Raw genomic sequence first — 22,342 nt, 5'->3', positions numbered from 1 at the left:
CATGAGGACGCCGCTGATCGATCGGCGCGATTTCCTGAGGGCCGCAGGCGCTGGTTTCGTAGCGGCGATGGCGCCGTCGGCCTGGGCAAAGACAATCGACGCCGACGCGGTCTTCGCCACCGCTTTCGTCAAGCGCGACGGCAGCTATGGCGCGGCCGTCCTGTCCGAGGCCGGCAAGTTGTTGCACACGATCGATCTGCCCGATCGGGGCCACGACGTTACCTTCGACCCGGTGTCCAAGCGTTCGGTGGTGTTTGCCAGGCAGCCGGGCACCTTTGCTGTCGTCTTCGACCATACCGGCCGCGATAAACCGCACACCATTGCCAGCGTTGCCGGCCGGCATTTCTTCGGCCATGGTGTGTTCTCGGCCGATGGCACGCTGCTCTACGCAACCGAGAACGATTTCGACAATGCCGCCGGCGTCGTCGGCGTCTATGACGCGCATGCGAAATTCAAGCGCATCGGCGAGTTCCCGACCTACGGCGTGGGCCCGCACGAACTTCTGCTTCTCTCCGACGGCAGGACAATCGCTGTCGCCAATGGCGGCATCGAAACGCATCCGGATTATGGCCGCGCCGAGCTCAATATCGCAACGATGAAGCCTTCCTATGTTCTGGTCGACCGCCTTACCGGCGATCTCACCGAAAAGCACGAATTACCGCCGGCGCTGCACCAACTGTCGATCCGCCATATGGATGCCGACCGCTCCGGCACCGTCTGGTTCGGCTGTCAATACAGGGGGCCGGGTACCGATCGTCCGCCACTGCTCGGCCGCGCGGCACGCGGCATGGACCTGAAATTACTCGACATGTCGCAGGACGTGCTCTCCGCCTTCAGGAACTATATCGGCTCGGTCGCCGCCAACCCTGCTGCCGGCACCATCGCGGTGTCTTCGCCTGAGGGCAATTCACTTGCCGTGATCGACGCGGCCAGCGGCCGCATCGTCGCCACCAAGGCGCTGGTCGAGGTTTGCGGCGTTGCAGCCGATGGGGAAAGCTTCATGGCGACGACCGGCGCCGGCGATATCGTCGAGTCCGGTGGCTCGATACATTCCGAGCCGGACTATGTCTGGGACAATCACGTGCTGCGTATCGAGCAGGTCGGCTAGTCCCGATACCTATTGTGGCGATTGCGTGCGTTGGAACTTACATTCTTGGACCCGCGCCGAAGCCAAGTCGCCTGACGATTTATCCATTATTCCCTTGCGGGGATCAGCCCTGGCGGGCAGAGGGAAGCTGTTTTCGAAACTGTCTCAACCGGCCGCTTCATGAAATTGCTTGCCATCGACTGTGCCGCCAATCTCTGCGCCGCCTGCGTCTACGAAGCGGCGGCCGGGAAAGAACTCGGCCGTTCGGTGCTCGATCTCGGTAAGGGTCATGCCGAGCATCTGATGGGTGTCATCGAAAAGGCGTTGGGGACCAGCAGAACCGACTATTCCGGCCTCGGCGCCATTGCCGTTTCGACGGGTCCGGGCTCCTTCACCGGTCTGCGCGTCGGCGTCTCGGCGGCGCGCGGCCTTGCGCTGGCGCTGAAAATCCCGGCGATCGGCGTGACGACTCTGGAGGCCCTGGCGGCGCAAGCGAGAGCGGCATTTCCCGGTCGCGCCGTGCTCGCCGCGCTCGATGCAGGTCGCGAGGAGATCCATGCGGCACTTTACGATGAGAGGTCGGTTCTGATCTTTGGTCCGGCCGTGACCACGCTCTCGCAAGCAGCAGCCATGGCGGTCGACAGATCTGCGGTTCTCGCCGGCACGGCGGCAACCCAAATTGCCGCGGCGGCCGGGCGCAGCTTCGATCTCGGCGGGACGGCGGCCACCGCCGACATCGCCGTCTATGCCCGGCTGGCCGCCGCCCAACGTGCCGGTAAAAAGGGCGAGGGCGAAAAGCCGAAACCGCTCTATCTGCGCGGCGCCGACGCCAAGCCGCAGGCCGGCTTTATTCTATCTAGGCAAAAAAACTGATGCGCATTCCATTCCTCCCGCCGCGTCGCAGGGACTATGCGATCGAGCCGCTGACGGTTGCCGACAGTGCGGCCATGTCGGTGCTGCATCGCGAGGATTTCGCGCGGCCGTGGACCGACGACGAATTCGCCGCGCTGCTCGAGCAGGACACGGTGTTCGGCTATGCCGCGCGCGAGACCGGACAGGGTGCCAAGCCGCCGGTCGGTTTCGTGCTGGCTCGGCTGGCGGCCGGCGAGGGGGAGATCCTGACGGTCGCGGTGGCACGCTCGCATCGGCGCCGGGGGCTCGGCTGGCAATTGATGGATGCGGTGCTGCGTGAACTGCATGCACAGCGCGCCGAGGCACTTTTCCTCGAGGTCGACGAGACCAATGTCGCCGCGATCGCGCTCTACCGGCGGTTCGGCTTCCGCGAGGTCGGCAAGCGCGCCAACTATTACAAGTCGCCGGAGCACGGCCCGACCGGCGCGCTTGTCATGCGCCGCGATCTTCGCTAGCCAAACGCCGGGGTGGTACGGATGATCGGAAAAATCAGGATTTTCCTGGCCCTGGGGCTGGTTGTCGTCGGCTCATTGGTGCTTGTGCCTTTGCAGATACTGTCGATGAGGACCGGACTCTGGCGCGAGACCTTCATCCTGAAGATCTGGCACACAATGATCGTCAGGGCACTGGGGCTGCGCATCCATGTCAAGGGAGCGCTGTCCGGCCAGCGCCCATTGCTGATTGCTGCCAACCACATCTCCTGGACCGACATCATGGTGCTGGGATCGATGGTCGATGTGACGTTCATCGCCAGGGCCGATATGGCCGGCTGGCCGCTGATCGGCATGCTGTCGAAGCTGCAACGCACCGTCTTCATCGAACGTGAGCGCAAACGCTCGTCGGGCGACCAGGCGACCGAGATCGCCGGCCGGATGGCCAAGGGCGACGCCATGGTGCTGTTTGCCGAAGGCTCGACCGGCGACGGCAACATGATCCTGCCGTTCAAGAGCACGCTGTTCGGCGCCGCTACAATGGCGATTGCCGAAGGGGCGGCCGAACAGGTCTTCATCCAGCCGGTGGCCATCGTCTATACGCGCCTGCATGGCGTGCCGCTCGGCCGCCGGCATCGGCCGGTTGCCGCCTGGATCGGCGATGAGGAGCTGATGCCGCACCTCAAGGTGCTGATGGCCGAGGGCGCCCTCGACGTCGAGGTGCATTTTGGCGAGGCGATTGCTTTCTCCAAGGGCTCCAGCCGCAAGGAGACGGCAAAGCAGATGGAACGCCAGGTGCGCGAGATGGTGCAGGCGGCGCTCGCCGAACCGCGCCCGAGCCGGTAGTCTGCGCAGGTTCCGGCCAGATTCGTCTGTTTTTTGTCGGGGAAAGGCGCTAGAAGCCGCGAAATGGAATTGAACACGATAGAACGCGACGACATCGGCGCTGCCGCCGAAAACCTGGTCGTTCCGCCTGCCGCGACCAGAAAGGTCTTCGTCAAGACCTATGGCTGCCAGATGAACGTCTACGATTCGCAGCGCATGACCGATGCTCTGGCGGCCGACGGCTATGCCGCGACAGACGCCATCGGCGAGGCCGATCTGGTGCTGCTCAACACCTGTCACATCCGCGAGAAAGCGGCGGAAAAGGTCTATTCCGAACTTGGGCGCATCCGTGAGCTGAAGGCGGAGCGTGCCAAGGCCGGGCGCGAAATGCTGGTCGGCGTCGCCGGCTGCGTGGCGCAGGCCGAGGGTGCCGAGATCATCCGCCGCTCGCCGGCTGTCGATCTGGTCATCGGTCCGCAGACCTACCACCGGCTGCCCGGGGTGCTGGCGAGGGCGCGGAGCGGCGAAAAGATCGTCGAGACCGATTATGCCGTCGAGGACAAGTTCGAGCATCTGCCGCAGCCGAAGCGCGCCGAACTGATCAGGCGCGGCGTGACGGCGTTCTTGACCGTTCAGGAAGGCTGCGACAAGTTCTGCACCTTCTGTGTCGTGCCCTATACGCGCGGCTCGGAAGTCTCGCGGCCGGTGGCACAGATCGTCGCCGAAGCCGAGCGCCTGGCGGATGCCGGCGTGCGCGAGGTGACGCTGCTCGGCCAGAATGTCAACGCCTGGCACGGAAGAGGTGAAGACGGCGAGGAATGGGGCCTTGGCCGGCTGCTGTTCAGGCTGGCAGAGATTCCAGGTCTGGCGCGGCTGCGCTACACGACCAGCCATCCGCGCGACATGGACGATGAATTGATCGCCGCCCATCGTGATTTGCCGACGCTGATGCCCTATCTACATTTACCGGTGCAATCCGGCTCCGACCGCATACTCAAGGCGATGAACCGCAGGCATATGGCCAAGGACTATCTGACGTTGATCGACCGCATCCGTGCCGCACGGAACGACATCGCACTGTCCGGCGATTTTATTGTCGGCTTTCCCGGTGAGACGGAAGCGGATTTCGAGGCGACGATGCAGTTGGTCGAAGACGTCAACTATGCCTCGGCCTTCTCGTTCAAATATTCTCCGCGCCCCGGCACGCCGGGCGCGGAGATGGGCGATCACGTGCCGGAGGCCGTCAAGGACGAGCGCCTGCAGCGGCTGCAGGCGCTGCTTCTGAAACAGCAGCAGCATTTCGGCGCAAGCCTGGTCGGCAGGACTATCGATACGCTGATCGAAAAGCCGGGCCGCCAGGCCGGCCAGAAGGTTGGCCGCTCGCCGTGGCTGCAGCCGGTTATTGTTGATGAAAAGGACGGCGAAATCGGTGACATTATCCAGGTACGAATCACGAAGACGGGCTACAACAGCGTGTTCGCCGAATTGGCCTGAAGGCCTCGGCAGATGAGGAGAGACGGTTGAGCGCTGCTGAAGTCAAGAACCTGCCCCAGAACCTACCCTCCGGGGCCTCGGATATCGCGCACATCGTACTGACTTTCGACAATAACAAGCTTGCCAGCGCCCTTTACGGCCAGTTCGACGAGAATCTGGCCAGGCTCGAGCAGAAGCTCGGCGTCGATATCCGCTCGCGTGGCAACCAATTGACCATCAAGGGCTCTTCCTCGGCCGCCGAGCAGGCGCGCCGCGCCTTGGACAATCTTTACGGCATTCTGCAGAAAGGCACCGATATCGGCCAGTCCGATGTCGACGGCGCCGTGCGCATGGCGATCGCCACCGACGACCAGCTGACGCTGCCGACGCTGGAGCGCAAGGGCAAGGTGTCCGCCGCCCAGATATCGACGCGCAAGAAGACCATCTATGCCCGCTCGCTCAACCAGGACGCCTATATGCGCGCGCTGGAGCGGTCGGAACTCGTCTTCGGCATCGGCCCGGCCGGCACCGGAAAGACCTATCTGGCGGTGGCGCATGCGGCAATGCTGCTCGAACGTGGCATGGTCGAACGCATCGTGCTGTCGCGCCCCGCGGTCGAGGCCGGTGAACGGCTTGGCTTTCTGCCGGGTGACATGAAGGAGAAGGTCGATCCCTATCTGCGGCCGCTCTATGACGCGCTCTACGACATGATGCCGGCCGACAAGGTCGAGCGGGCGATTGCTGCTGAGGTCATCGAGATCGCGCCGCTGGCATTCATGCGCGGCCGTACGCTGGCGCACGCTGCCGTCATCCTCGACGAGGCGCAGAACACCACGCCGATGCAGATGAAGATGTTCCTGACCCGGCTCGGCGAGAACTCGCGCATGATCGTCACCGGCGATCCGACCCAGATCGATCTGCCGCCAAACACCAAATCCGGCCTGGTCGAGGCGCTGAGAATCCTCGACGGCGTCACCGGCATGGTGACCGTACGCTTCAATGAAGGCGACGTCGTCAGGCATCCGCTGGTCGCCGAGATCGTCAAGGCCTACGACCGTGACGGCAAGCTGGCCAGGGGCTTGGGTGTCGAAAGCTGATACGATTATGCGGCCGCATGGCTGAGGAGCAAAAGGCGGGGGGACCGCTTCCCGTCGAGATCGATATCGCGATCGAGGCGGGCGACTGGCCCGACGAGGCGGCGCTGATGCGGCTTGTCGACCGTGCCGTCTCGGCCGCCTTTGCCGAAACCGGTGCGGACGGCCGTTCCGAGCTCAGCATCGTCTTTTCCGACGATGCCCATATCCGTACGCTCAATGCCGGCTGGCGCGGCAAGGACAAGCCGACCAACGTCCTGTCTTTTCCGGCTTTTCCGTTTGCCAGGGGCGGGCCTCTGCCGCCGATGCTCGGCGACATCGTGCTGGCCGCCGAGACTGTCGCGCGCGAGGCGGCACTGGAAGACAAGCCCATCGAGGACCATATCTCCCATCTCGTCATCCATGGCCTGCTGCATTTGCTGGGCTATGATCACGAAACGGATGCCGAAGCGGAACTGATGGAAGCGACAGAGCGCGCAGCACTTGCGAGGCTTGCCATTCCCGATCCCTACACGTAATTACAAAAGACCAATTGACCGGACGATGATGAACGACAAACCAGAGACTGCCGCCCGCTCCGACGCCGGCAGTGTGATCAAGCCTTCCGAAACGACGGAAGAGGGCTCGAGTCCGAGTACCACGACCGGCAGCTTCGCCAGCGAGGCATCGCCTGCCGGTCCTTCCCTGTTCGATCGCGTGCTCGGGCTTTTCAGGCACCGCAACGGCACCAGCCTGCGCGAGGAGATTGCCGGTGCGCTTGCCGAAACGGCGAGCGATGCAGAATCCTTCTCGCCCGGCGAACGCGCCATGCTCAACAACATCCTGCGCCTGCGCGAAGTGCGGGTCGAGGACGTCATGGTGCCGCGCGCCGACATCGAGGCGGTCGAGATCACCACGAAGCTCGGCGACCTTCTGGGGTTGTTCGAGCAGTCCGGCCATTCCCGCATGCCGGTCTATTCGGAGACGCTCGACGATCCGCGCGGCATGGTTCATATCCGCGACGTGCTGGCGCACATCACCAAGGTCGCCCGCGTCAGAAAGGGCAGGACGACCAGGAAAACTCCGCTCGCGACGGTTCTCGATCTCGCCCAGGTCGATCTGGCGCGCACCATAGGCGATCTCAGCCTGATCCGACCGGTGCTGTTCGTGCCGCCGTCGATGCTCGCCTCCGACCTGATGGGGCGAATGCAGACGACGCGCACCCAGATGGCGCTGGTCATCGACGAATATGGCGGCACTGACGGTCTCGTCTCGCTCGAGGATATCGTCGAGATGGTGGTCGGCGACATCGAGGACGAACATGACGAGGACGAGCCGATGATTACCCAGGCCGGCGAAGGCGTCTTCATCGTCGACGGCAAGGCCGAGATCGACGACGTCGCCAAGATGATCGGCGAGGATTTCGCCGCCGGCGAGCACGGCGAATATGTCGACACGATCGGCGGCATGATCTTCAACACGCTTGGCCGGGTGCCGGCGCGCGGCGAAGTGGTGCAGGCCATACCCGGCTTCGAGTTCCATGTGCTCGACGCCGATCCGCGCCGCGTCAAGCGCGTGCGCATCGTCGAGACCCTGAAGGGCGAGCGCCGCCGCCGCGCCGTCCGCACCGAGCAGGCTTGAAAGACGCGGCTTGCCCGATGCCGGTTGAGGACCCGTTCAAGCACTCGACCTTGGGCTCCGGCGTCTTCTACGAGGATACGCAGGCCGCATTGACCTGGCTTGAAAAGGCCTTCGGCTTCGAGCCGAGCATGGTGGTCAGCGATGCAGGTTCGGCGATGGTTATATCATCGTCGATTCCGAATGGGCCGACCATATAGCCAGCCCGGCTTCAGTTACAGGCAAGAACACGCGCGCGATCCTGAAGGCCATGTCTGGACCTTTTCCCAGACTGTCGGCGCTGTCCCACGCGAAGAGGCTGAGCGGCTGGGCGGGCTGAAGATACAAGGCTGGCATCGATAGCTATGAGCGGACTACGTCGCCCGGTTTGGAGCCAAGGCCGCGGCCTGATAAATCTTGCTTCCTGATTCGCACGACTCGGAAGCATAGATGGAGCGCCAGGCCGGCCGGATAATTCTGCTTTGGGGCTGGCGGCGCGCGCTGGTGGCGTTTCTTGCCGGCGCGCTGGCGGTTCTTGCCCAGGCGCCGTACGATTTCTTCGCCGTCTGTTTCGTTTCGTTTCCCCTGCTGGTGTGGCTCCTCGACGGCGCGACCGGCGAAGCCTCGGACGGTTTTCTGCGGCGCTTGCGTCCGGCCTTCGCCATCGGCTGGTGGTTCGGTTTCGGCTACTTTCTTGCCGGTCTCTGGTGGGTCGGCTCGGCGCTTCTGGTCGAGGCCGACAGCTTTGCCTGGGCCTTGCCGTTCGCGGTGGTCGGCATCCCCCTCGCGCTCGCCTTCTTCTATGGTTTCGCCGCCGTGGTCGCCCGGCTGTTGTGGAGCAACGACATCGGACGCATCGCCGCGCTCGCCTTCGGCTTTGCGCTGGCGGAATGGCTGCGCGGCTTCCTGTTCACCGGCTTTCCGTGGAATGCCGTCGGCTATGCGGCGATGCCGGTACCTTTGCTGATGCAGAGCGTCTCGGTGACCGGCATGGTCGGCATGGACGCGCTTGCGGTCTTCGTCTTTGCGCTGCCGGCGCTGCTTGCGGCGCGCCGGCATCTCCGCCTCGGCGCGGCATTGCTTGTCGTGCTCGTCGCCGCCCATGCCGGCTTCGGCTATATCCGGCTCGCCGCCCCCGAAAAGCCGGCCGCCCGCAGCCTTGACGTCCGTATAGTGCAGCCTGCCGTCGACCTTACCGAAAAATGGGATACCTCGGTGCGTGACCGTATCTTCGCCACCATGATGGGGCTTTCGGCCAAGGCGCCGGAGCCCGGCCATGACAGGCCGCAATTGATTCTGTGGCCGGAGACCTCCGTGCCGTTTCTGTTCACCGAACGTCCGGATGCCCTGCCTGCGATCGGAGAAATGCTTGGCGATGGCCAGATGCTGGTCGCCGGCGTCGTTCGCGAGGAAGGCGGCTCGGCGGCCGGCAGCCGTTACTACAACTCTGTGGTGGCGATCGACGAAAGGGGCGAAATCGTCGATGCCGTCGACAAGGTCCACCTGGTACCCTTCGGCGAATACCTGCCTTTCGCCGATCTGCTCGGCCGCTTCGGGCTTGAGCAGCTTGTTGCCGGTCCAATGACCTTCGCGGCGGGCAATGAGCGGCATCCGATCGCGCTGCCCGGCGGTATCCGGGCGCTGCCGTTTATTTGCTATGAGGTCATCTTTCCCGATCTGGTCGCAGTTGACGCAACGTCAGCCGAGCTTATTGTGAACGTCACCAATGACGCCTGGTTCGGCGACACGCCGGGGCCGTACCAGCACTTCAGGCAGGCGCAGATCCGGGCGGTGGAGAATGGGGTGCCCCTGTTGCGCGCGGCTAATAACGGCATTTCGGCCGTTGTCGACCCACGCGGTCGCATCGTCGACGCGCTGGCAATCGATGCACGCGGCGCGATCGATGTGCGTGTGCCGATCTCCGACCAAGCCATCGTTTCCTCCGGCCAACGACGCATTAACGGAATGCTGATCATGTTTTTGCTTGCCGTTGCGGCATGCATTTTGAACGTAAGGCAAAGGCTACGGGCGAATTGACAGCCGACACATTAGAAACTCATACTGTAAGCGCCTGAAAATTTTCGAAGTCGATAAGGTCGTTCTGTTGGGGCACGGGCCGCGGCGTCGTTTGGGCAGCAAAATAGAAAAAGCCGGAAAAATTCGGCGAGGAAAAAATGACAGAAGAAAACAAGAAAAAGCCGAATCCGATCGACATCCACGTCGGAAGCCGCATCCGGCTTCGCCGCAATATGCTGGGAATGAGCCAGGAAAAACTGGGTGAAAACCTCGGCATAACGTTCCAGCAGATCCAAAAGTACGAAAAGGGCACCAATCGCGTCGGCGCCAGCCGTTTGCAGGCAATCGCCTCCATACTCGGCGTCCCCGTCGCCTTCTTTTTCGAGGATGCGCCCGGTCAGGAGCCCGTGGGCAACCGTGGATTTGCCGAGGATGCTTCGATGACCTCCGCCGTCGAATTCTGCGGCAGCCCGGAAGGCCTCCAGCTGAATCGCGCCTTCGTCAAGATCGCCGATGTGAAAGTGCGCCGCAAGATCATCGAGTTGGTGAAGTCGCTTTCCACCGACGAAGTCGATTGACTGGCCCGTGAAGAGTTCAACAAGGAAGGGCTCGTCGTAGCTGGGCATGCAATTTCTCGCGGCTGCGCGCATTGAGGGATGTTCATTCCGCAGATGCGCTAAAGCGCAGATCGATTTCGCTCGACTCGCTTCCTGGAAGCCGTTTTCCTCAGTCTGTTGCGCAAGGGCTGATCGCAGTGCGCCCTGCCGCCGTCTCGGGATGCAAGGATAATAACGTCAAAATTCATGCCAGAACGGCTGCATGGCTTGACTAGCGACGCCCGGCACCGTTAACAACTGGCGCGCCAAAATCGGCGGCCTGCCGATATTTTTTTCAAGAGGGGACACCCGTGACGCGGCACAATTACTTCTTCACCTCGGAATCCGTTGCCGAGGGCCATCCCGACAAGGTCTGCGACCGCATCTCCGACGAGATTGTCGATCTCGTCTATCGCGAAGCCAGAAAGACCGGCATGGACCCGTGGAAGGTCCGCGTTGCCTGCGAGACGCTTGCGACGACCAATCGCGTTGTCATCGCCGGCGAGGTGCGCGTCCCCGAGACGCTGCTCAAGAAGGACAAGGAGGGCAACGTCCTGAAGGATGCGGCCGGCCATCCGATCGTCAACCCGGCCAAGTTCAAGTCGGTCGCTCGCAAGGCGATCCGCGAAATCGGCTACGAGCAGGCCGGCTTCCACTGGAAGACAGCCAAGATCGAGGTCCTGCTGCACGGCCAGTCGCCGGATATCGGCCAAGGCGTCGACAACGCCTCCGACCGGCAAGGCGAGGAGGGAGCCGGCGACCAGGGCATCATGTTTGGCTATGCCTGCCGCGAAACCCCGGACTTGATGCCGGCGCCGATCTATTACAGCCACAAGATCCTCGAATTGCTGGCGGCTGCGCGCCATGAAGGCAGCGGTGATGCCGGCAGGCTCGGGCCGGATGCCAAGAGCCAGGTCACCGTCCGCTATGTCGACGGCAAAGCGGCGGAAGTGACGCAGATCGTGCTGTCGACCCAGCATCTCGATGAGACGTGGGATTCGAAGAAGGTGCGCAACGTCGTCGAGCCCTATATTCGCGAAGCACTGGGCGACCTGAAGATTGCCGACAATTGCAACTGGTACATCAATCCGACCGGCAAGTTCGTCATCGGCGGGCCTGATGGCGACGCCGGCCTGACCGGCCGCAAGATCATCGTCGACACTTATGGCGGGGCTGCGCCTCATGGCGGCGGCGCTTTTTCTGGCAAGGACACCACCAAGGTCGACCGCTCGGCGGCCTATGCGGCGCGTTATCTCGCCAAGAACGTGGTTGCCGCAAAGCTCGCCGATCGCTGCACCATCCAGCTTTCCTATGCGATCGGTGTCGCCCAGCCGCTGTCGATCTACGTCGACCTGCACGGCACCGGCAAGGTCGACGAGGCAAAACTCGAGCGTGCACTGCGCGCCGTGATGGACCTGTCGCCGTCCGGCATCCGCCGCCACCTCGATCTCAACAAGCCGATCTATGCCAAGACGTCGTCCTACGGCCATTTTGGCCGCAAGGCCGGCCGCGACGGATCCTTCTCCTGGGAGAAGACCGATCTCGCCAAGGCGCTCAAGGATGCTCTCGCCGAACCGGTCGCCGAAGCAGTCGCCGCCTAACCGCGGCGCCTATGGATCCGAAGGACCGGCCAAGCCGTGCGACCGAGGCCTTTTTCGGTCGCCGGCGCGGCAAGACCATTCGACCACAACAGGCAGCGGCGCTGGAGAGCGGCTTCGCCGCCTACAGGCTCGATCTGACGGTTGAACCGCCGGCCGACCTGCGCAGCCTTTTCGAAGCCGAAGTTTCGGCTGTCCAGCTCGAAATCGGTTTTGGCGGCGGCGAACATCTTCTGCACCGTGCTACGGCAAGCCAGGCGACCGGCTTTATCGGCGTCGAGCCTTTCGTCAACGGCATGGCCAAGATGATGATGGCGGTCCGGGAGCGGCCGCTTGCCAATCTGCGCGTCTATGACGACGACGCCACACGTCTGCTGGACTGGCTGCCGCAGGCTTCGCTTGACGGCATTGACCTTCTCTATCCGGATCCGTGGCCGAAGAAGAAGCACTGGAAGCGGCGCTTCGTCAGCCCGGTCAATCTCGACCGCTTCGCGCGCGTCCTGAAGCACGGCGGAAAGTTCCACTTTGCATCCGATATCGACAGCTATGTGAACTGGACGCTCCTGCATTGCCGGGCGCACGACGCCTTCACGTGGCAGGCAAGCGAAGCAGCCGACTGGCACCGGCCCTATGATGGCTGGCCGGGGACGCGCTATGAGGCCAAGGCCATTCGCGAAGGCCGACGGCCCGCCTATCTCACCTTCGTGCGGAAATAGGCGGGAAATTAGAGCTGAGCACAAGGCGAGCCGGCCGAAGGCTCTCGGCGGCCACCTGGCTCAGAAGCGACGGATCTTGTTGAAGGCTGCCGGCTCCATGCCGAGATTGCGCAGATCATGCGCACGCGGCTTGCGACCGCGTTCCACAGCCCGCGACGCGGCTACGGCGCTGCCGAACACGCTAAAGACATCGCCTATGCCTGAAAAAAATCCACGATTGTTCATGATGGGACCCTTTCGAGCGCAGTGAGCGCTCCAATTGTGCAATGCAACGTAGATAGTCGTGCGTGGCCGGTGCTCAAACGGTGATCACTGCATGGGCGCCATGCATTTGGAGCAGCGCTGCGGACTCGGAGCCTTGCCGTCATGCAGGACGGGCTTGAAACGAGGACCACGATCGTCTATATCAGCTTCAAATTCTTGGTCGGTATGACGAAGAGTGGGTCCACCCGGTCCCGCTCTTTTTTATTACCTGCCGACCGACAGAAATCGAGTGACAGGACCGAATGACAGTGACGGCAAGCGAAGGCGACGACCGCATCATCCGCGAAAGCGGCATCGATGCGCGCATCGCGCTGATCGTTCAGCCGGTACTGCGCGCCATTGGCTTCCGCTTGGTACGTGTGCACTTGTCGGGCCAGAACGGGCTGACGCTGCAGATCATGGCCGAGCGCGAGGACGGCACCATGACGGTCGAGGATTGTGAAGAGGTCAGCCGGGCGGTATCGCCGGCGCTCGATGTCGATGATCCGATCGAGAAGGCTTATCATCTCGAAGTGTCGTCGCCGGGCATCGACCGGCCGCTGGTCCGCAAATCGGACTTTGCAGCCTGGACCGGCCATCTGGTGAAGATGGAAACGTCGGTTCTCGTCGCCGACCGTAAGCGCTTCAAGGGCAAGATCGCCGAAAGCGACGCGGACGGTGTGCTGATCGAGCGTGACAAGGCCGCTTACGGCGAGGAGCCGACGGTACGTGTTCCCTACGATGCGATTGCCGAAGCGCGGCTGATTCTGACCGACGACCTTATCCGCGATGCGCTGTCGAAGGACAATCGGGCGCGCAAGGAAGCCAGGAAACGCCGCGGCGAACCCGAAGACGCACCAGAGGGTGCGGAAGACGAAACCGAACAGGAAATGTGATTGGGCTGCCGGCCGTAAAGGTCGGCAACAAGCTCGGGAGAAAGAAGATGGTTGTAAGCGCCAACAGGCTTGAACTGCTGCAGATCGCCGATGCGGTCGCGCGTGAAAAGTCGATCGACAAGTCGATCGTCATCGCCGCCATGGCCGATGCGATCCAGAAGGCCGCGCGCTCGCGCTACGGCCAGGAAACCAATATCCGCGCCGACATCAATGCCAACACCGGCGAGATGAAGCTGCAGCGGCTGATGGAAGTGGTCGAGAAGGTCGATGACTACGCGACGCAGATTGCCATTTCCTCGGCGCGCGAGCGCAATCCGGACGCCCAGCTCGGCGATTTCATTGCCGAACAGCTACCGCCGATGGATTTTGGCCGCATCGCCGCCCAGTCGGCCAAGCAGGTCATCGTGCAGAAGGTGCGCGAGGCCGAGCGCGACCGGCAATATGACGAATACAAGGACCGTATCGGCGAGATCGTCAACGGTACCGTCAAGCGCGTCGAATACGGCAACGTCATCGTCGATCTCGGCCGCGGCGAAGCGATCATCCGCCGCGACGAGCTGATTCCGCGCGAAAACTACAAGTATGGCGATCGCGTCCGTGCCTATGTCTATGACGTGCGCCGCGAACAGCGCGGCCCGCAGATCTTCCTGTCGCGCACCCATCCGCAGTTCATGGCGAAGCTGTTCACCATGGAAGTGCCGGAAATCTACGACGGCATCATCGAGATCAAGTCGGTCGCCCGCGATCCGGGTTCGCGCGCCAAGATCGCTGTCATCTCGCGCGACAGCTCCATCGATCCGGTCGGTGCCTGCGTCGGTATGCGCGGCAGCCGCGTCCAGGCGGTCGTCGGTGAATTGCAGGGCGAGAAGATCGACATCATTCCTTGGTCGCCTTCGGCGGCGTCCTTCATTGTCAATGCATTGCAGCCGGCGGAAGTCGCCAAGGTCGTGCTCGACGAGGATGCCGAGCGCATCGAGGTCGTCGTTCCCGACGATCAGCTGTCGCTGGCCATCGGCCGCCGCGGCCAAAACGTCCGTCTTGCCTCGCAGCTCACCGGCTGGGATATCGACATCCTGACCGAGCAGGAAGAGAGCGAACGCCGCCAGAAGGAATTCGTCGAACGGTCGTCGCTGTTCATGGAAGCCCTCGACGTCGACGAGATGGTCGGCCAGGTGCTCGCTTCCGAAGGCTTCACCAGCGTCGAGGAGGTCGCGTATGTCGACTCCGGCGAAATCGCGTCGATCGACGGCTTCGACGAGGACACGGCTTCGGAAATCCAGACCCGCGCCCGCGAATATCTGGAGAAGATCGAAGCCCAGCATGACGAGAAGCGCAAGGCGCTCGGCGTCAAGGACGAGCTGCGCGAGATCCCCGGCATCACCACCGCCATGATGGTGACGCTCGGCGAGGACGGCGTGAAGACGATCGAGGATTTCGCCGGCTACGCCGCCGACGACCTGACCGGTTGGAAGGAACGCAAGGACGGCGAGACGAAGGTATTCCCGGGTGTGCTCGCCAACCACGGCGTATCACGCGCCGATGCCGAGCAGATGGTCCTGGCCGCTCGCCTGAAGGCTGGCTGGATCACCGAAGACGAGCTTGCCGCCGAGGGCGTGCCGGCTGACGAAACCGTCGGTGCGTGAGGTGAAACCGCATCGCACCGAACCCGCCCTTGGACGAGATGAACGATCGCACCTGCATCGTCACCCGCAGGCAAGCCGAACCGGATGAACTGATCCGTTTCGTCGTCGGCCCGGGTTCGGCCGTCGTTCCGGACATCAAGAGAAACCTGCCCGGCCGCGGTTGCTGGGTGACGGCCGACCGCCTACATATAGAAAAGGCAGCGGCCAAAAATCTGTTTGCCCGTGCTTTTAAGGCACAGGTGAGCGTGCCGGCCGATCTTGGCGGCATGGTCGACGCGCTACTTTCCAGGTCCGCTCTGGGCATGCTTGGCCTGGCCCGCAAGGCGGGCGCCATAGCGCTCGGAGCGACCAAGGTCGAGAGCGCCGTGCGCGGCGGACTTGCACTTTTCGTGCTCCACGCGACCGAGGCTTCCGACGATGGCGTCCGCAAGATAAGCCAGGCGCGACGGGCAACCGTCCACCTTGGCGGGCCTGCGATCCGCGCTTACAAACTTTTCTCCGAGGCCGAGTTGAGCTTGGCATTGGGGGGTACAAATGTGATACATGCTGCCGTTCTCGCGGGAGACGCGGGCAGGGCGGTCCAGAAGCGCATGGTTGCGCTCGACCGATATCGGGGCGGTTCCCCGGACGATCTGGCAATGCTTGCGGCCGTTGCTGACGAAGATGATGCCGCAGAGGATATGGAATGAGCGATACGAAATCGGGCGACGACAAGACGCTGAGTGTTACGCCGAAGAAGACCTTGACGCTGAAGCGCCCCGGCATGGAACAGGGCACGGTGCGCCAGAACTTCTCGCACGGCCGCACCAAGTCGGTGGTCGTCGAGACCAAGAAGCGCAAGTTCTCGCTGCCCGGCGACAAGCCGGAGCCGGCGGCAGCGCCTGTGTCCGTCTTCACGCCGAAGCCGGTCGCGGCAGCGCCTGCCGTGCAGGAAGCTCCCAAGGCGCCTCCCCCTCCGCCGCCGGTCGAACGCGGCGGCATGGTGCTGAACGAGTTGTCGCGCCAGGAAATGGAAGCACGCCGCCGGGCTCTCGAGGGCTCGAAGGTCCGCGATGTCGAGGATCGCCAGCGCGCCATCGAGGAAGCCAAGCGCCGCAGCGAGGACGAAGAGCGCCGCCGCCGCGAGCGCGAGGAATCGGCTCGCCGTCAGGCCGAGGAAGAGGCACGGCTGCAAGCCGAGGCCGAATCCCGCCGCCGTGCCGAGGAAGAGGCGCGCCGCCGTGCGCCGCTCGCCGCCGAACTGGCAACAGTCGATGACGAGGAAGAGGTCAAACCGAAGCGGACCGGTGCCGGCGCACCAGTGCGCCGTCTGGTTACGCCGGAAGTGGCGCGTCCGGCCAAACCGACCAAGGGCGAGGAAGACCGCCGCCGCGGCAAGCTGACTCTGAATTCGGCGCTTTCCGACGAGGATGCGCGCGCCCGCTCGCTCTCGTCGATGCGCCGCCGTCAGGAGAAATTCAAGCGCGCGTTGCATAACGAGCCACGCGAGAAAGTCATGCGTGAAGTGATCCTGCCCGAAACCATCACCATCCAGGAGCTGGCGCAGCGCATGTCCGAGCGCGCTGTCGACGTGGTCAAGTTCTTCATGAAGCAGGGCCAGATCCTGAAGCCTGGTGACGTCATCGACGCCGACACGGCCGAACTCGTCGCCACCGAATTTGGCCACACGGTCCGCCGCGTCGCCGAGTCCGACATCGAAGAGGGCTTGTTCAACATCGCCGATCGTCCCGAGGACCTGCAGCCGCGTCCGCCGGTGGTAACGATCATGGGTCATGTCGATCACGGCAAGACCTCGTTGCTCGATGCCATCCGCAATGCCAACGTCGTCTCCGGCGAGGCCGGCGGCATTACCCAGCATATCGGCGCCTATCAGGTCGAGAAGAACGCTCACAAGGTTACCTTCATCGACACGCCCGGCCACGCCGCCTTCACGGCAATGCGTGCCCGCGGTGCCCAGGCGACCGATATCGCCATCCTCGTGGTGGCAGCCGACGACAGCGTCATGCCGCAGACGATCGAATCGATCAATCACGCCAAGGCGGCCGGCGTTCCGATCATTGTGGCGATCAACAAGATCGACAAGCATGACGCCGACCCGCAGAAGGTGCGTTCGGAACTGCTGCGCCACGAGGTGTTCGTCGAATCCATGGGCGGTGAGGTGCTGGATGTCGAGGTGTCGGCGACCAAGGGCATCAATCTCGACAAGTTGCTCGAAGCGATCCTGCTGCAGGCCGAAATCCTCGACCTGAAGGCCAATCCGGACCGCACCGCCGAAGGCGTGGTCATCGAAGCCCAGCTCGACAAGGGCCGCGGCCCAGTCGCTACCGTGCTGGTGCAAACCGGCACGTTGATGCCGGGCGACATTCTCGTCGCCGGCAACGAATGGGGCCGGGTACGCGCACTCGTCAATGATCGCGGCGAGCAGGTCAAGGAAGCGCCGCCGGCAATGCCGGTGGAGGTGCTCGGCCTGCAAGGCACGCCGCAGGCCGGCGACCGCTTCGCCGTGGTCAACAACGAAGCCCGCGCCCGCGAGATCACCGAATATCGCCAGCGTCTGGCGCGTGAGAAGGCGGTGGCCAGGCATGCCGGCCAGCGCGGCTCGCTTGAACAGATGATGTCGCAGTTGCAGACCAGCGGATTGAAGGAATTCCCGCTGGTCATCAAGGGCGACGTGCAGGGCTCGATCGAGGCGATCAACGCCGCGCTCGACAATCTCGGCACCGACGAGGTGCGCGCCCGCATCGTCCATGCGGGGGCTGGCGGCATTACCGAAAGCGACGTGTCGCTGGCGGAAACTTCGGGGGCTGCGATCATCGGCTTCAACGTTCGCGCCAATGCGCAGGCCCGCGCAGCCGCGGCTGCGGCAGGCATCGAGATCCGCTACTATTCGATCATCTACAATCTGGTCGATGATGTGAAAGCGGCGCTCTCCGGCCTGCTCTCGCCGGAGCGTCGCGAGACCTTCATCGGCAATGCCGAGATCCTCGAGATCTTCGACATCACCAAGGTCGGCAAGATCGCCGGCTGCCGTGTCACCGAAGGCAAGGTCGAGCGTGGTGCGGGCGTCCGCCTGATCCGGGACAACGTCGTCATCCACGAAGGCACGCTGAAGACCCTGAAGCGCTTCAAGGACGAGGTTTCGGAAGTTCCGGGCGGCCAGGAATGCGGCATGGCCTTCCAGAACTACGAGGACATGCGCGTCGGCGACGTCATCGAGTGCTTCCGCGTCGAGATGGTGACCAGGACGCTGTAAAGCGCTTGGCACCGATATGGGCCAGGACGCTTCAAATCTGGAAGGTATGTTCCCTCTATGGGAATATACCTTCCAAACAAATGATACGCAGCTTAAACGTGCTGCGCGTTCGTTTTCCGACCTGCGGTATGGTCGATCCAGGCGTTGGATTCTCACAGGTCTTGCTTGGCTGATTTTGATAGCCTCAGTTCTTTTGATTATCTGGACATCTGCGTTGGCCGTCGCTCTGCTGGAGTACCTTTCAAAGGGCGTGGTCTCCAGTGAGACAATTTACGTTCTCGCCCCAATTGCGATGGGGACTATATATATTATAGTAGCTCGTAGTTTTCTTGGTTTCTTTAAAAGGAAAGTAAATAATAAGAAAATTGGCAATATCACCGAACCGGTAAAGATCTTCGATGGGTATATTATTCAGTTTTTGGACTCGATAAAGAATCGAAGGATAGAACGGGTGCAACTGAGCAACGACTAGCTGTTTTTCCTCATAGATAACGGTACCCATTTCGTTTTTATCCCAAGGGATGTCGTTCCCGCCGATGCGCTCGAGAAAATAAAAATCTGGGCAACTCAGGCTCGGTCGTAGAACGAAGACCTATTAAGGTCAGTTGCCCAGGGTAGCCAAACCTGCCCAACGGCGTTAAGTCAGCGGTTTGAGGCGGTTCGAACCCGCGCGAAGGAAGAATTTTCATGCCAAGACCACCATCGGCTGGCCCATCCCAGCGTATGCTTCGCGTCGGCGAGCAGGTGCGCCATGCTCTGTCGGAAACCTTGCAACGTGGCGAGATCCTCGATCCGTTGATCGAGAATGCCGTGGTGTCGGTCTCGGAAGTGCGCATGTCGCCCGATCTGAAGATCGCCACCGCCTTCGTCTCGCCGCTTGGCGCCAAGGATGCCGGCGTGGTGGTCGAAGCGCTCAACAAGCATGCGAAGTTCGTCCGCGGCCGTGTCTCCGGCGCGCTGCGGCAGATGAAGTACATGCCGGAATTCCGCTTCCGGCTCGACACCAGCTACGACAATTTCCAGAAGATCAACGAATTGCTGCACTCGCCCGAAGTGGCGCGCGATCTCAGCGCCGACGACAAAGACAAAGACGACCGGAAGGACAGCGAATAGTGGCGCGTCGCGGCAAGAAGAAGGGCCGGCCGATCTCGGGCTGGCTGGTACTGGACAAGCCGGTCGGCATGGGCTCGACTGAAGCCGTCGCCAAGATCAAATGGCTGTTCCAGGCGGAAAAGGCCGGCCATGCCGGCACGCTCGACCCGCTGGCGTCCGGCATGCTGCCGATCGCGCTCGGCGAAGCGACCAAGACCGTGCCATACGTCCAGGACGGCGCCAAGGTCTACCGCTTCACGGTTGCCTGGGGCGAGGAGCGTTCGACCGACGACCTCGAAGGCCCGGCGACCAAAAGCTCGGACCGCCGTCCGGCGGAAGCCGACGTACGGGCGCTGCTTTCGAAATATACCGGCGTCATCATGCAGACGCCGCCGCAATTTTCGGCGATCAAGATCGCCGGCGAGCGCGCCTACGACCTTGCCCGCGATGGCGAGACGATCGACATTCCACCACGCGAGGTAGAGATCGGCCGGCTCGACCTGGTCGAGCACATGGCAGATCGCACCATCTTCGAGGTCGAATGCGGCAAGGGCACCTATGTCCGCTCGCTGGCGCGCGACATGGGGCGCGACCTTGGCTGTTTTGGTCACATCGCCGAGCTGCGGCGGGTCGAGGTCGAGCCGTTCACGCAGGAAGATTTCGTCACCTTGGCCGAGTTGGAGGCCGCCCGCTTCGGCGAGCAGGGCGAGCCGCAAGCAGCAGACGCGCCGATCGACTTCGGTACCATCGATGCCCTTCTGCTCGACACCGCCGCGGCGCTCGAATGCTTGCCGCAGGTTGCGATCAGCGACGATGCGGCAACCAAAATCCGCCTCGGCAATCCGGTCATCATTCGCGGCCGTGACGCGCCGGTAGAAGCGGAGGAGGCCTGCGCCACCGCGCGCGGCAAGCTGGTCGCCATCGGCGCCATCGAGCAAGGCATGTTCAAGCCAAAGCGGGTCTTTGTCGGGTAACAGCTGTCGCCCGGCGCATGATCTCCAAACCGGATTCTATTTTGGGAAAGGATCATGCGCTAAATCAACAGGCCTACGGCGTCGTTTGCAGTCCGAAAGGATGCGCTGCGCTGTAGTGCCGTTCGACGCTGCACTCGAGGGGGCACATGGCAAAGGCTGACACGGTCAACAAACGAGCGGCGCTCAAAACACGGAGGCCGCCGGTCGGGGCTTCGCCCGGCACGCTGATCGCCGACCCGGCGGCACGCCGTTCCGAGCTCAGGCTGACGTTGATCTCGCCCGAAAAGTTCAAGACCATCGACAATGCCAGCATCGACGACGTCAACACCCATTGCCACAATTGGCCGGTTATCTGGCTCGATTGCACAGGCCTCGCCAACATCCAGCTGATCGAGGAGATCGGCCGGATCTTCAACCTGCATCCGTTGGCGCTGGAAGATGTCGTCAACACCGGCCAGCGGCCGAAGGTGGATTTCTTCGAGGACCATGCCTTTGTCGTCGTCAGGATGATCGACGATGTCACCGCGCATCGCTACGAACAGATCGCCGTCTTCTTCGGCAGGAACTTCGTCGTCACCTTCCAGGAGCGCGAAGGCGACCCGTTCGATCCCGTGCGCAAGCGGATCGCAAGCTCGGTGCCCAACCGCTTGCGCTCGCGCGGCGCCGACTATCTCGCCTATGCTTTGATCGACGCCATCGTCGACAGCTATTTCCCGCCGATCGAGGCTGCCGGCGAATTGGTCGACAGCATTGAGGACCAAATGCTGAACCAGGCGCACAAGCATCAGATGCGGCAGCTTCACGAATTGCGGCGCGATGCCAATGTGCTGAAGGGCGTGCTTTGGCCGATGCGCGACGCGCTGGCGACCATGATCCGCAACGACGTCTCTTATGTGAAGGCCGAAACCAAGATATTTCTGAACGACACGCTCGATCATTCGCTGCGATTGATCGAACTGGTCGAAACCCAGCGCGACATGCTGACCGGCCTGATCGAGATGCACTTGTCGCTCAGCCAGGCGCGCACCAACGACGTCATCAGCTATCTGACGATCGTCTCGGTGATCTTCATGCCGCTTACCTTTCTCGTCGGCGTATGGGGCATGAATTTCGACCCCGACACCTCGCCCTGGAACATGCCGGAGCTGAAGGCCTATTACGGCTATCCGCTGTCGCTCGCCTTCATGGCGCTTGTTGCGGTCGGGCTCTTTGCGTACTTCAAATGGAAGAAATGGCTCTGACTAGGCGGAAGTGCCCGTTTATGCAGCAAAAAGCCGGCTTGTGAATTAGGCTGGCCTTTTTGTCGGAATTGCACTATATGCGCCGCAGCTTCGCGCTTTGACGCGTTGCTTGCACCGGCCCCTGCTGGACGACATCCCGGCTGAGGGCGTCCCGTTTCCTCAAACAGACAAGGAAAAACACGATGTCGATTACTGCCGAACGCAAGAAGGAATTGATGGGCGAATTCGCAACCGCCAAGGGCGATACCGGGTCTCCGGAAGTCCAGGTGGCCATCCTTTCCGAGCGCATCAAGAACCTGACCGATCATTTCAAGGACCACAAGAAGGATAACCATTCCCGCCGTGGTCTGCTCGCTCTCGTTTCCCAGCGCCGCAGCCTGCTTGATTATCTCAAGCGCAAGGACGACGCGCGCTATCAGACGCTGATCGAGAAGCTCGGTCTGCGCCGTTGACGAATTGACCGGCGGGTTCTTTCGAGAGCCCGCCGGTCGCGCATTGGAGCATCGGGTCATCCAAGGCTCCATGAAGGAAGTAGAGCGCCGCGCATCGGTTTGGATGCGCAAAGGACGCTCTGAAGTTTAGATTTGCGCAGGATATTTTCCGAAAACCTGGTTTTCGGGTTCACGCGCAAGGCCACTCGGATCGATTGGCCAACC

Annotated in this window: 23 protein-coding genes; 22 read left to right on the top strand and 1 reads right to left on the bottom strand. The window is 62.4% G+C overall.

Annotation, left to right across the window (positions count from 1 at the left end; all coding sequences use genetic code 11):
- Nucleotide 1 precedes the first annotated feature (1 nt).
- The 13 genes from NKI72_RS10005 to trmB all read left to right on the top strand — a co-directional run bounded on the left by NKI72_RS10005 (nucleotide 2) and on the right by trmB (nucleotide 12,344).
- Nucleotides 2-1,108, top strand: coding sequence for a DUF1513 domain-containing protein (locus tag NKI72_RS10005; RefSeq protein WP_352767055.1), 1,107 nt, complete (start codon nucleotides 2-4; stop codon nucleotides 1,106-1,108).
- 159 nt (nucleotides 1,109-1,267) lie between these two features.
- Entirely contained in the window at nucleotides 1,268-1,960 is a 693-nt protein-coding gene (gene tsaB / locus NKI72_RS10000) for a tRNA (adenosine(37)-N6)-threonylcarbamoyltransferase complex dimerization subunit type 1 TsaB (RefSeq protein ID WP_352767053.1), read from the top strand.
- Nucleotides 1,960-2,454, top strand: a complete 495-nt coding sequence (gene rimI, locus NKI72_RS09995; protein WP_352767051.1) for a ribosomal protein S18-alanine N-acetyltransferase — start codon at nucleotides 1,960-1,962, stop codon at nucleotides 2,452-2,454. Before tsaB ends, rimI begins: the two co-directional genes overlap by 1 nt.
- Nucleotides 2,455-2,475: 21 nt before the next feature.
- Complete coding sequence (gene olsA / locus NKI72_RS09990; protein ID WP_352767049.1) at nucleotides 2,476-3,276, top strand: lyso-ornithine lipid O-acyltransferase; 801 nt, start codon at nucleotides 2,476-2,478, stop codon at nucleotides 3,274-3,276.
- 63 nt (nucleotides 3,277-3,339) lie between these two features.
- Nucleotides 3,340-4,749, top strand: coding sequence for a tRNA (N6-isopentenyl adenosine(37)-C2)-methylthiotransferase MiaB (gene miaB / locus NKI72_RS09985; protein ID WP_352850097.1), 1,410 nt, complete (start codon nucleotides 3,340-3,342; stop codon nucleotides 4,747-4,749).
- A gap of 26 nt (nucleotides 4,750-4,775) precedes the next feature.
- Entirely contained in the window at nucleotides 4,776-5,825 is a 1,050-nt protein-coding gene (locus NKI72_RS09980; RefSeq protein ID WP_352541253.1) for a PhoH family protein, read from the top strand.
- A 17-nt stretch (nucleotides 5,826-5,842) separates the two neighbouring features.
- The gene (ybeY, locus tag NKI72_RS09975) at nucleotides 5,843-6,340 is read left to right on the top strand and encodes an rRNA maturation RNase YbeY (RefSeq protein ID WP_352470060.1); all 498 of its coding nucleotides are present in this window, start codon (nucleotides 5,843-5,845) and stop codon (nucleotides 6,338-6,340) included.
- 28 nt (nucleotides 6,341-6,368) lie between these two features.
- Entirely contained in the window at nucleotides 6,369-7,442 is a 1,074-nt protein-coding gene (locus NKI72_RS09970) for a hemolysin family protein (protein ID WP_352850096.1), read from the top strand.
- Nucleotides 7,443-7,459: 17 nt separating this feature from the next.
- Nucleotides 7,460-7,639: a VOC family protein gene (locus NKI72_RS09965; RefSeq protein WP_352767044.1), complete on the top strand. Its 180-nt coding sequence runs from the start codon at nucleotides 7,460-7,462 to the stop codon at nucleotides 7,637-7,639.
- Nucleotides 7,640-7,868: 229 nt separating this feature from the next.
- Nucleotides 7,869-9,455, top strand: coding sequence for an apolipoprotein N-acyltransferase (gene lnt, locus NKI72_RS09960; RefSeq protein ID WP_352541257.1), 1,587 nt, complete (start codon nucleotides 7,869-7,871; stop codon nucleotides 9,453-9,455).
- Nucleotides 9,456-9,592: 137 nt separating this feature from the next.
- Nucleotides 9,593-10,012 (top strand): helix-turn-helix domain-containing protein, encoded by a 420-nt coding sequence (locus tag NKI72_RS09955; protein ID WP_023676895.1) that lies wholly within the window; start codon nucleotides 9,593-9,595, stop codon nucleotides 10,010-10,012.
- A 329-nt stretch (nucleotides 10,013-10,341) separates the two neighbouring features.
- A complete protein-coding gene (gene metK / locus NKI72_RS09950) occupies nucleotides 10,342-11,631 on the top strand; it encodes a methionine adenosyltransferase (protein WP_023676896.1) in 1,290 nt (429 codons plus the stop codon).
- An 11-nt stretch (nucleotides 11,632-11,642) separates the two neighbouring features.
- Nucleotides 11,643-12,344 (top strand): tRNA (guanine(46)-N(7))-methyltransferase TrmB, encoded by a 702-nt coding sequence (gene trmB / locus NKI72_RS09945; protein ID WP_352614602.1) that lies wholly within the window; start codon nucleotides 11,643-11,645, stop codon nucleotides 12,342-12,344.
- 60 nt (nucleotides 12,345-12,404) lie between these two features.
- Here trmB and NKI72_RS09940 read toward each other — a convergent pair whose 3' ends face one another.
- A complete protein-coding gene (locus NKI72_RS09940; protein WP_352830451.1) occupies nucleotides 12,405-12,569 on the bottom strand; it encodes a hypothetical protein in 165 nt (54 codons plus the stop codon).
- Nucleotides 12,570-12,850: 281 nt separating this feature from the next.
- Here NKI72_RS09940 and rimP point away from each other — a divergent pair, with 281 nt between their 5' ends.
- From rimP to rpsO, 9 genes are all read left to right on the top strand, one after another.
- The gene (gene rimP, locus NKI72_RS09935; RefSeq protein WP_023676900.1) at nucleotides 12,851-13,483 is read left to right on the top strand and encodes a ribosome maturation factor RimP; all 633 of its coding nucleotides are present in this window, start codon (nucleotides 12,851-12,853) and stop codon (nucleotides 13,481-13,483) included.
- 47 nt (nucleotides 13,484-13,530) lie between these two features.
- Nucleotides 13,531-15,126 carry a transcription termination factor NusA gene (nusA, locus tag NKI72_RS09930; RefSeq protein WP_352681242.1) on the top strand — a complete coding sequence of 532 codons (1,596 nt, stop codon included), beginning with the start codon at nucleotides 13,531-13,533 and terminating at the stop codon, nucleotides 15,124-15,126.
- A gap of 38 nt (nucleotides 15,127-15,164) precedes the next feature.
- Nucleotides 15,165-15,815: an RNA-binding protein gene (locus tag NKI72_RS09925; protein WP_352541262.1), complete on the top strand. Its 651-nt coding sequence runs from the start codon at nucleotides 15,165-15,167 to the stop codon at nucleotides 15,813-15,815.
- Nucleotides 15,812-18,379, top strand: a complete 2,568-nt coding sequence (infB, locus tag NKI72_RS09920; protein ID WP_352470067.1) for a translation initiation factor IF-2 — start codon at nucleotides 15,812-15,814, stop codon at nucleotides 18,377-18,379. The genes NKI72_RS09925 and infB overlap by 4 nt, the downstream gene beginning before the upstream one ends.
- 16 nt (nucleotides 18,380-18,395) lie before the next feature.
- Complete coding sequence (locus NKI72_RS09915) at nucleotides 18,396-18,851, top strand: hypothetical protein (protein ID WP_352830455.1); 456 nt, start codon at nucleotides 18,396-18,398, stop codon at nucleotides 18,849-18,851.
- A gap of 215 nt (nucleotides 18,852-19,066) precedes the next feature.
- Nucleotides 19,067-19,492 (top strand): 30S ribosome-binding factor RbfA, encoded by a 426-nt coding sequence (rbfA, locus tag NKI72_RS09910; RefSeq protein WP_352541264.1) that lies wholly within the window; start codon nucleotides 19,067-19,069, stop codon nucleotides 19,490-19,492.
- Nucleotides 19,492-20,445 (top strand): tRNA pseudouridine(55) synthase TruB, encoded by a 954-nt coding sequence (gene truB, locus NKI72_RS09905; protein ID WP_352541265.1) that lies wholly within the window; start codon nucleotides 19,492-19,494, stop codon nucleotides 20,443-20,445. Before rbfA ends, truB begins: the two co-directional genes overlap by 1 nt.
- Nucleotides 20,446-20,591: 146 nt before the next feature.
- Entirely contained in the window at nucleotides 20,592-21,686 is a 1,095-nt protein-coding gene (gene corA / locus NKI72_RS09900) for a magnesium/cobalt transporter CorA (RefSeq protein ID WP_352613885.1), read from the top strand.
- Nucleotides 21,687-21,826: 140 nt separating this feature from the next.
- Complete coding sequence (rpsO, locus tag NKI72_RS09895; protein WP_280940423.1) at nucleotides 21,827-22,138, top strand: 30S ribosomal protein S15; 312 nt, start codon at nucleotides 21,827-21,829, stop codon at nucleotides 22,136-22,138.
- The last annotated feature ends 204 nt before the right edge of the window (nucleotides 22,139-22,342 follow it).

It is taken from the genome of Mesorhizobium sp. M0437, assembly GCF_040321335.1.
Classification (GTDB): domain Bacteria; phylum Pseudomonadota; class Alphaproteobacteria; order Rhizobiales; family Rhizobiaceae; genus Mesorhizobium.
Note: the sequence above shows the minus strand (reverse complement) of the source record. Positions and strands in the feature narration are given on the sequence as shown.

Coding starts and splice junctions, on each gene's coding strand:
- NKI72_RS10005 (WP_352767055.1), top strand. CDS start 2: ATGAGGACGCCGCTGATCGATCGGCGCGATTTCCTGAGGGCCGCAGGC.
- tsaB (WP_352767053.1), top strand. CDS start 1,268: ATGAAATTGCTTGCCATCGACTGTGCCGCCAATCTCTGCGCCGCCTGC.
- rimI (WP_352767051.1), top strand. CDS start 1,960: ATGCGCATTCCATTCCTCCCGCCGCGTCGCAGGGACTATGCGATCGAG.
- olsA (WP_352767049.1), top strand. CDS start 2,476: ATGATCGGAAAAATCAGGATTTTCCTGGCCCTGGGGCTGGTTGTCGTC.
- miaB (WP_352850097.1), top strand. CDS start 3,340: ATGGAATTGAACACGATAGAACGCGACGACATCGGCGCTGCCGCCGAA.
- ybeY (WP_352470060.1), top strand. CDS start 5,843: ATGGCTGAGGAGCAAAAGGCGGGGGGACCGCTTCCCGTCGAGATCGAT.
- NKI72_RS09970 (WP_352850096.1), top strand. CDS start 6,369: ATGAACGACAAACCAGAGACTGCCGCCCGCTCCGACGCCGGCAGTGTG.
- NKI72_RS09965 (WP_352767044.1), top strand. CDS start 7,460: ATGCCGGTTGAGGACCCGTTCAAGCACTCGACCTTGGGCTCCGGCGTC.
- lnt (WP_352541257.1), top strand. CDS start 7,869: ATGGAGCGCCAGGCCGGCCGGATAATTCTGCTTTGGGGCTGGCGGCGC.
- NKI72_RS09955 (WP_023676895.1), top strand. CDS start 9,593: ATGACAGAAGAAAACAAGAAAAAGCCGAATCCGATCGACATCCACGTC.
- trmB (WP_352614602.1), top strand. CDS start 11,643: ATGGATCCGAAGGACCGGCCAAGCCGTGCGACCGAGGCCTTTTTCGGT.
- NKI72_RS09940 (WP_352830451.1), bottom strand. CDS start 12,569: ATGAACAATCGTGGATTTTTTTCAGGCATAGGCGATGTCTTTAGCGTG.
- rimP (WP_023676900.1), top strand. CDS start 12,851: ATGACAGTGACGGCAAGCGAAGGCGACGACCGCATCATCCGCGAAAGC.
- nusA (WP_352681242.1), top strand. CDS start 13,531: ATGGTTGTAAGCGCCAACAGGCTTGAACTGCTGCAGATCGCCGATGCG.
- NKI72_RS09925 (WP_352541262.1), top strand. CDS start 15,165: ATGAACGATCGCACCTGCATCGTCACCCGCAGGCAAGCCGAACCGGAT.
- infB (WP_352470067.1), top strand. CDS start 15,812: ATGAGCGATACGAAATCGGGCGACGACAAGACGCTGAGTGTTACGCCG.
- NKI72_RS09915 (WP_352830455.1), top strand. CDS start 18,396: ATGGGCCAGGACGCTTCAAATCTGGAAGGTATGTTCCCTCTATGGGAA.
- rbfA (WP_352541264.1), top strand. CDS start 19,067: ATGCCAAGACCACCATCGGCTGGCCCATCCCAGCGTATGCTTCGCGTC.
- corA (WP_352613885.1), top strand. CDS start 20,592: ATGGCAAAGGCTGACACGGTCAACAAACGAGCGGCGCTCAAAACACGG.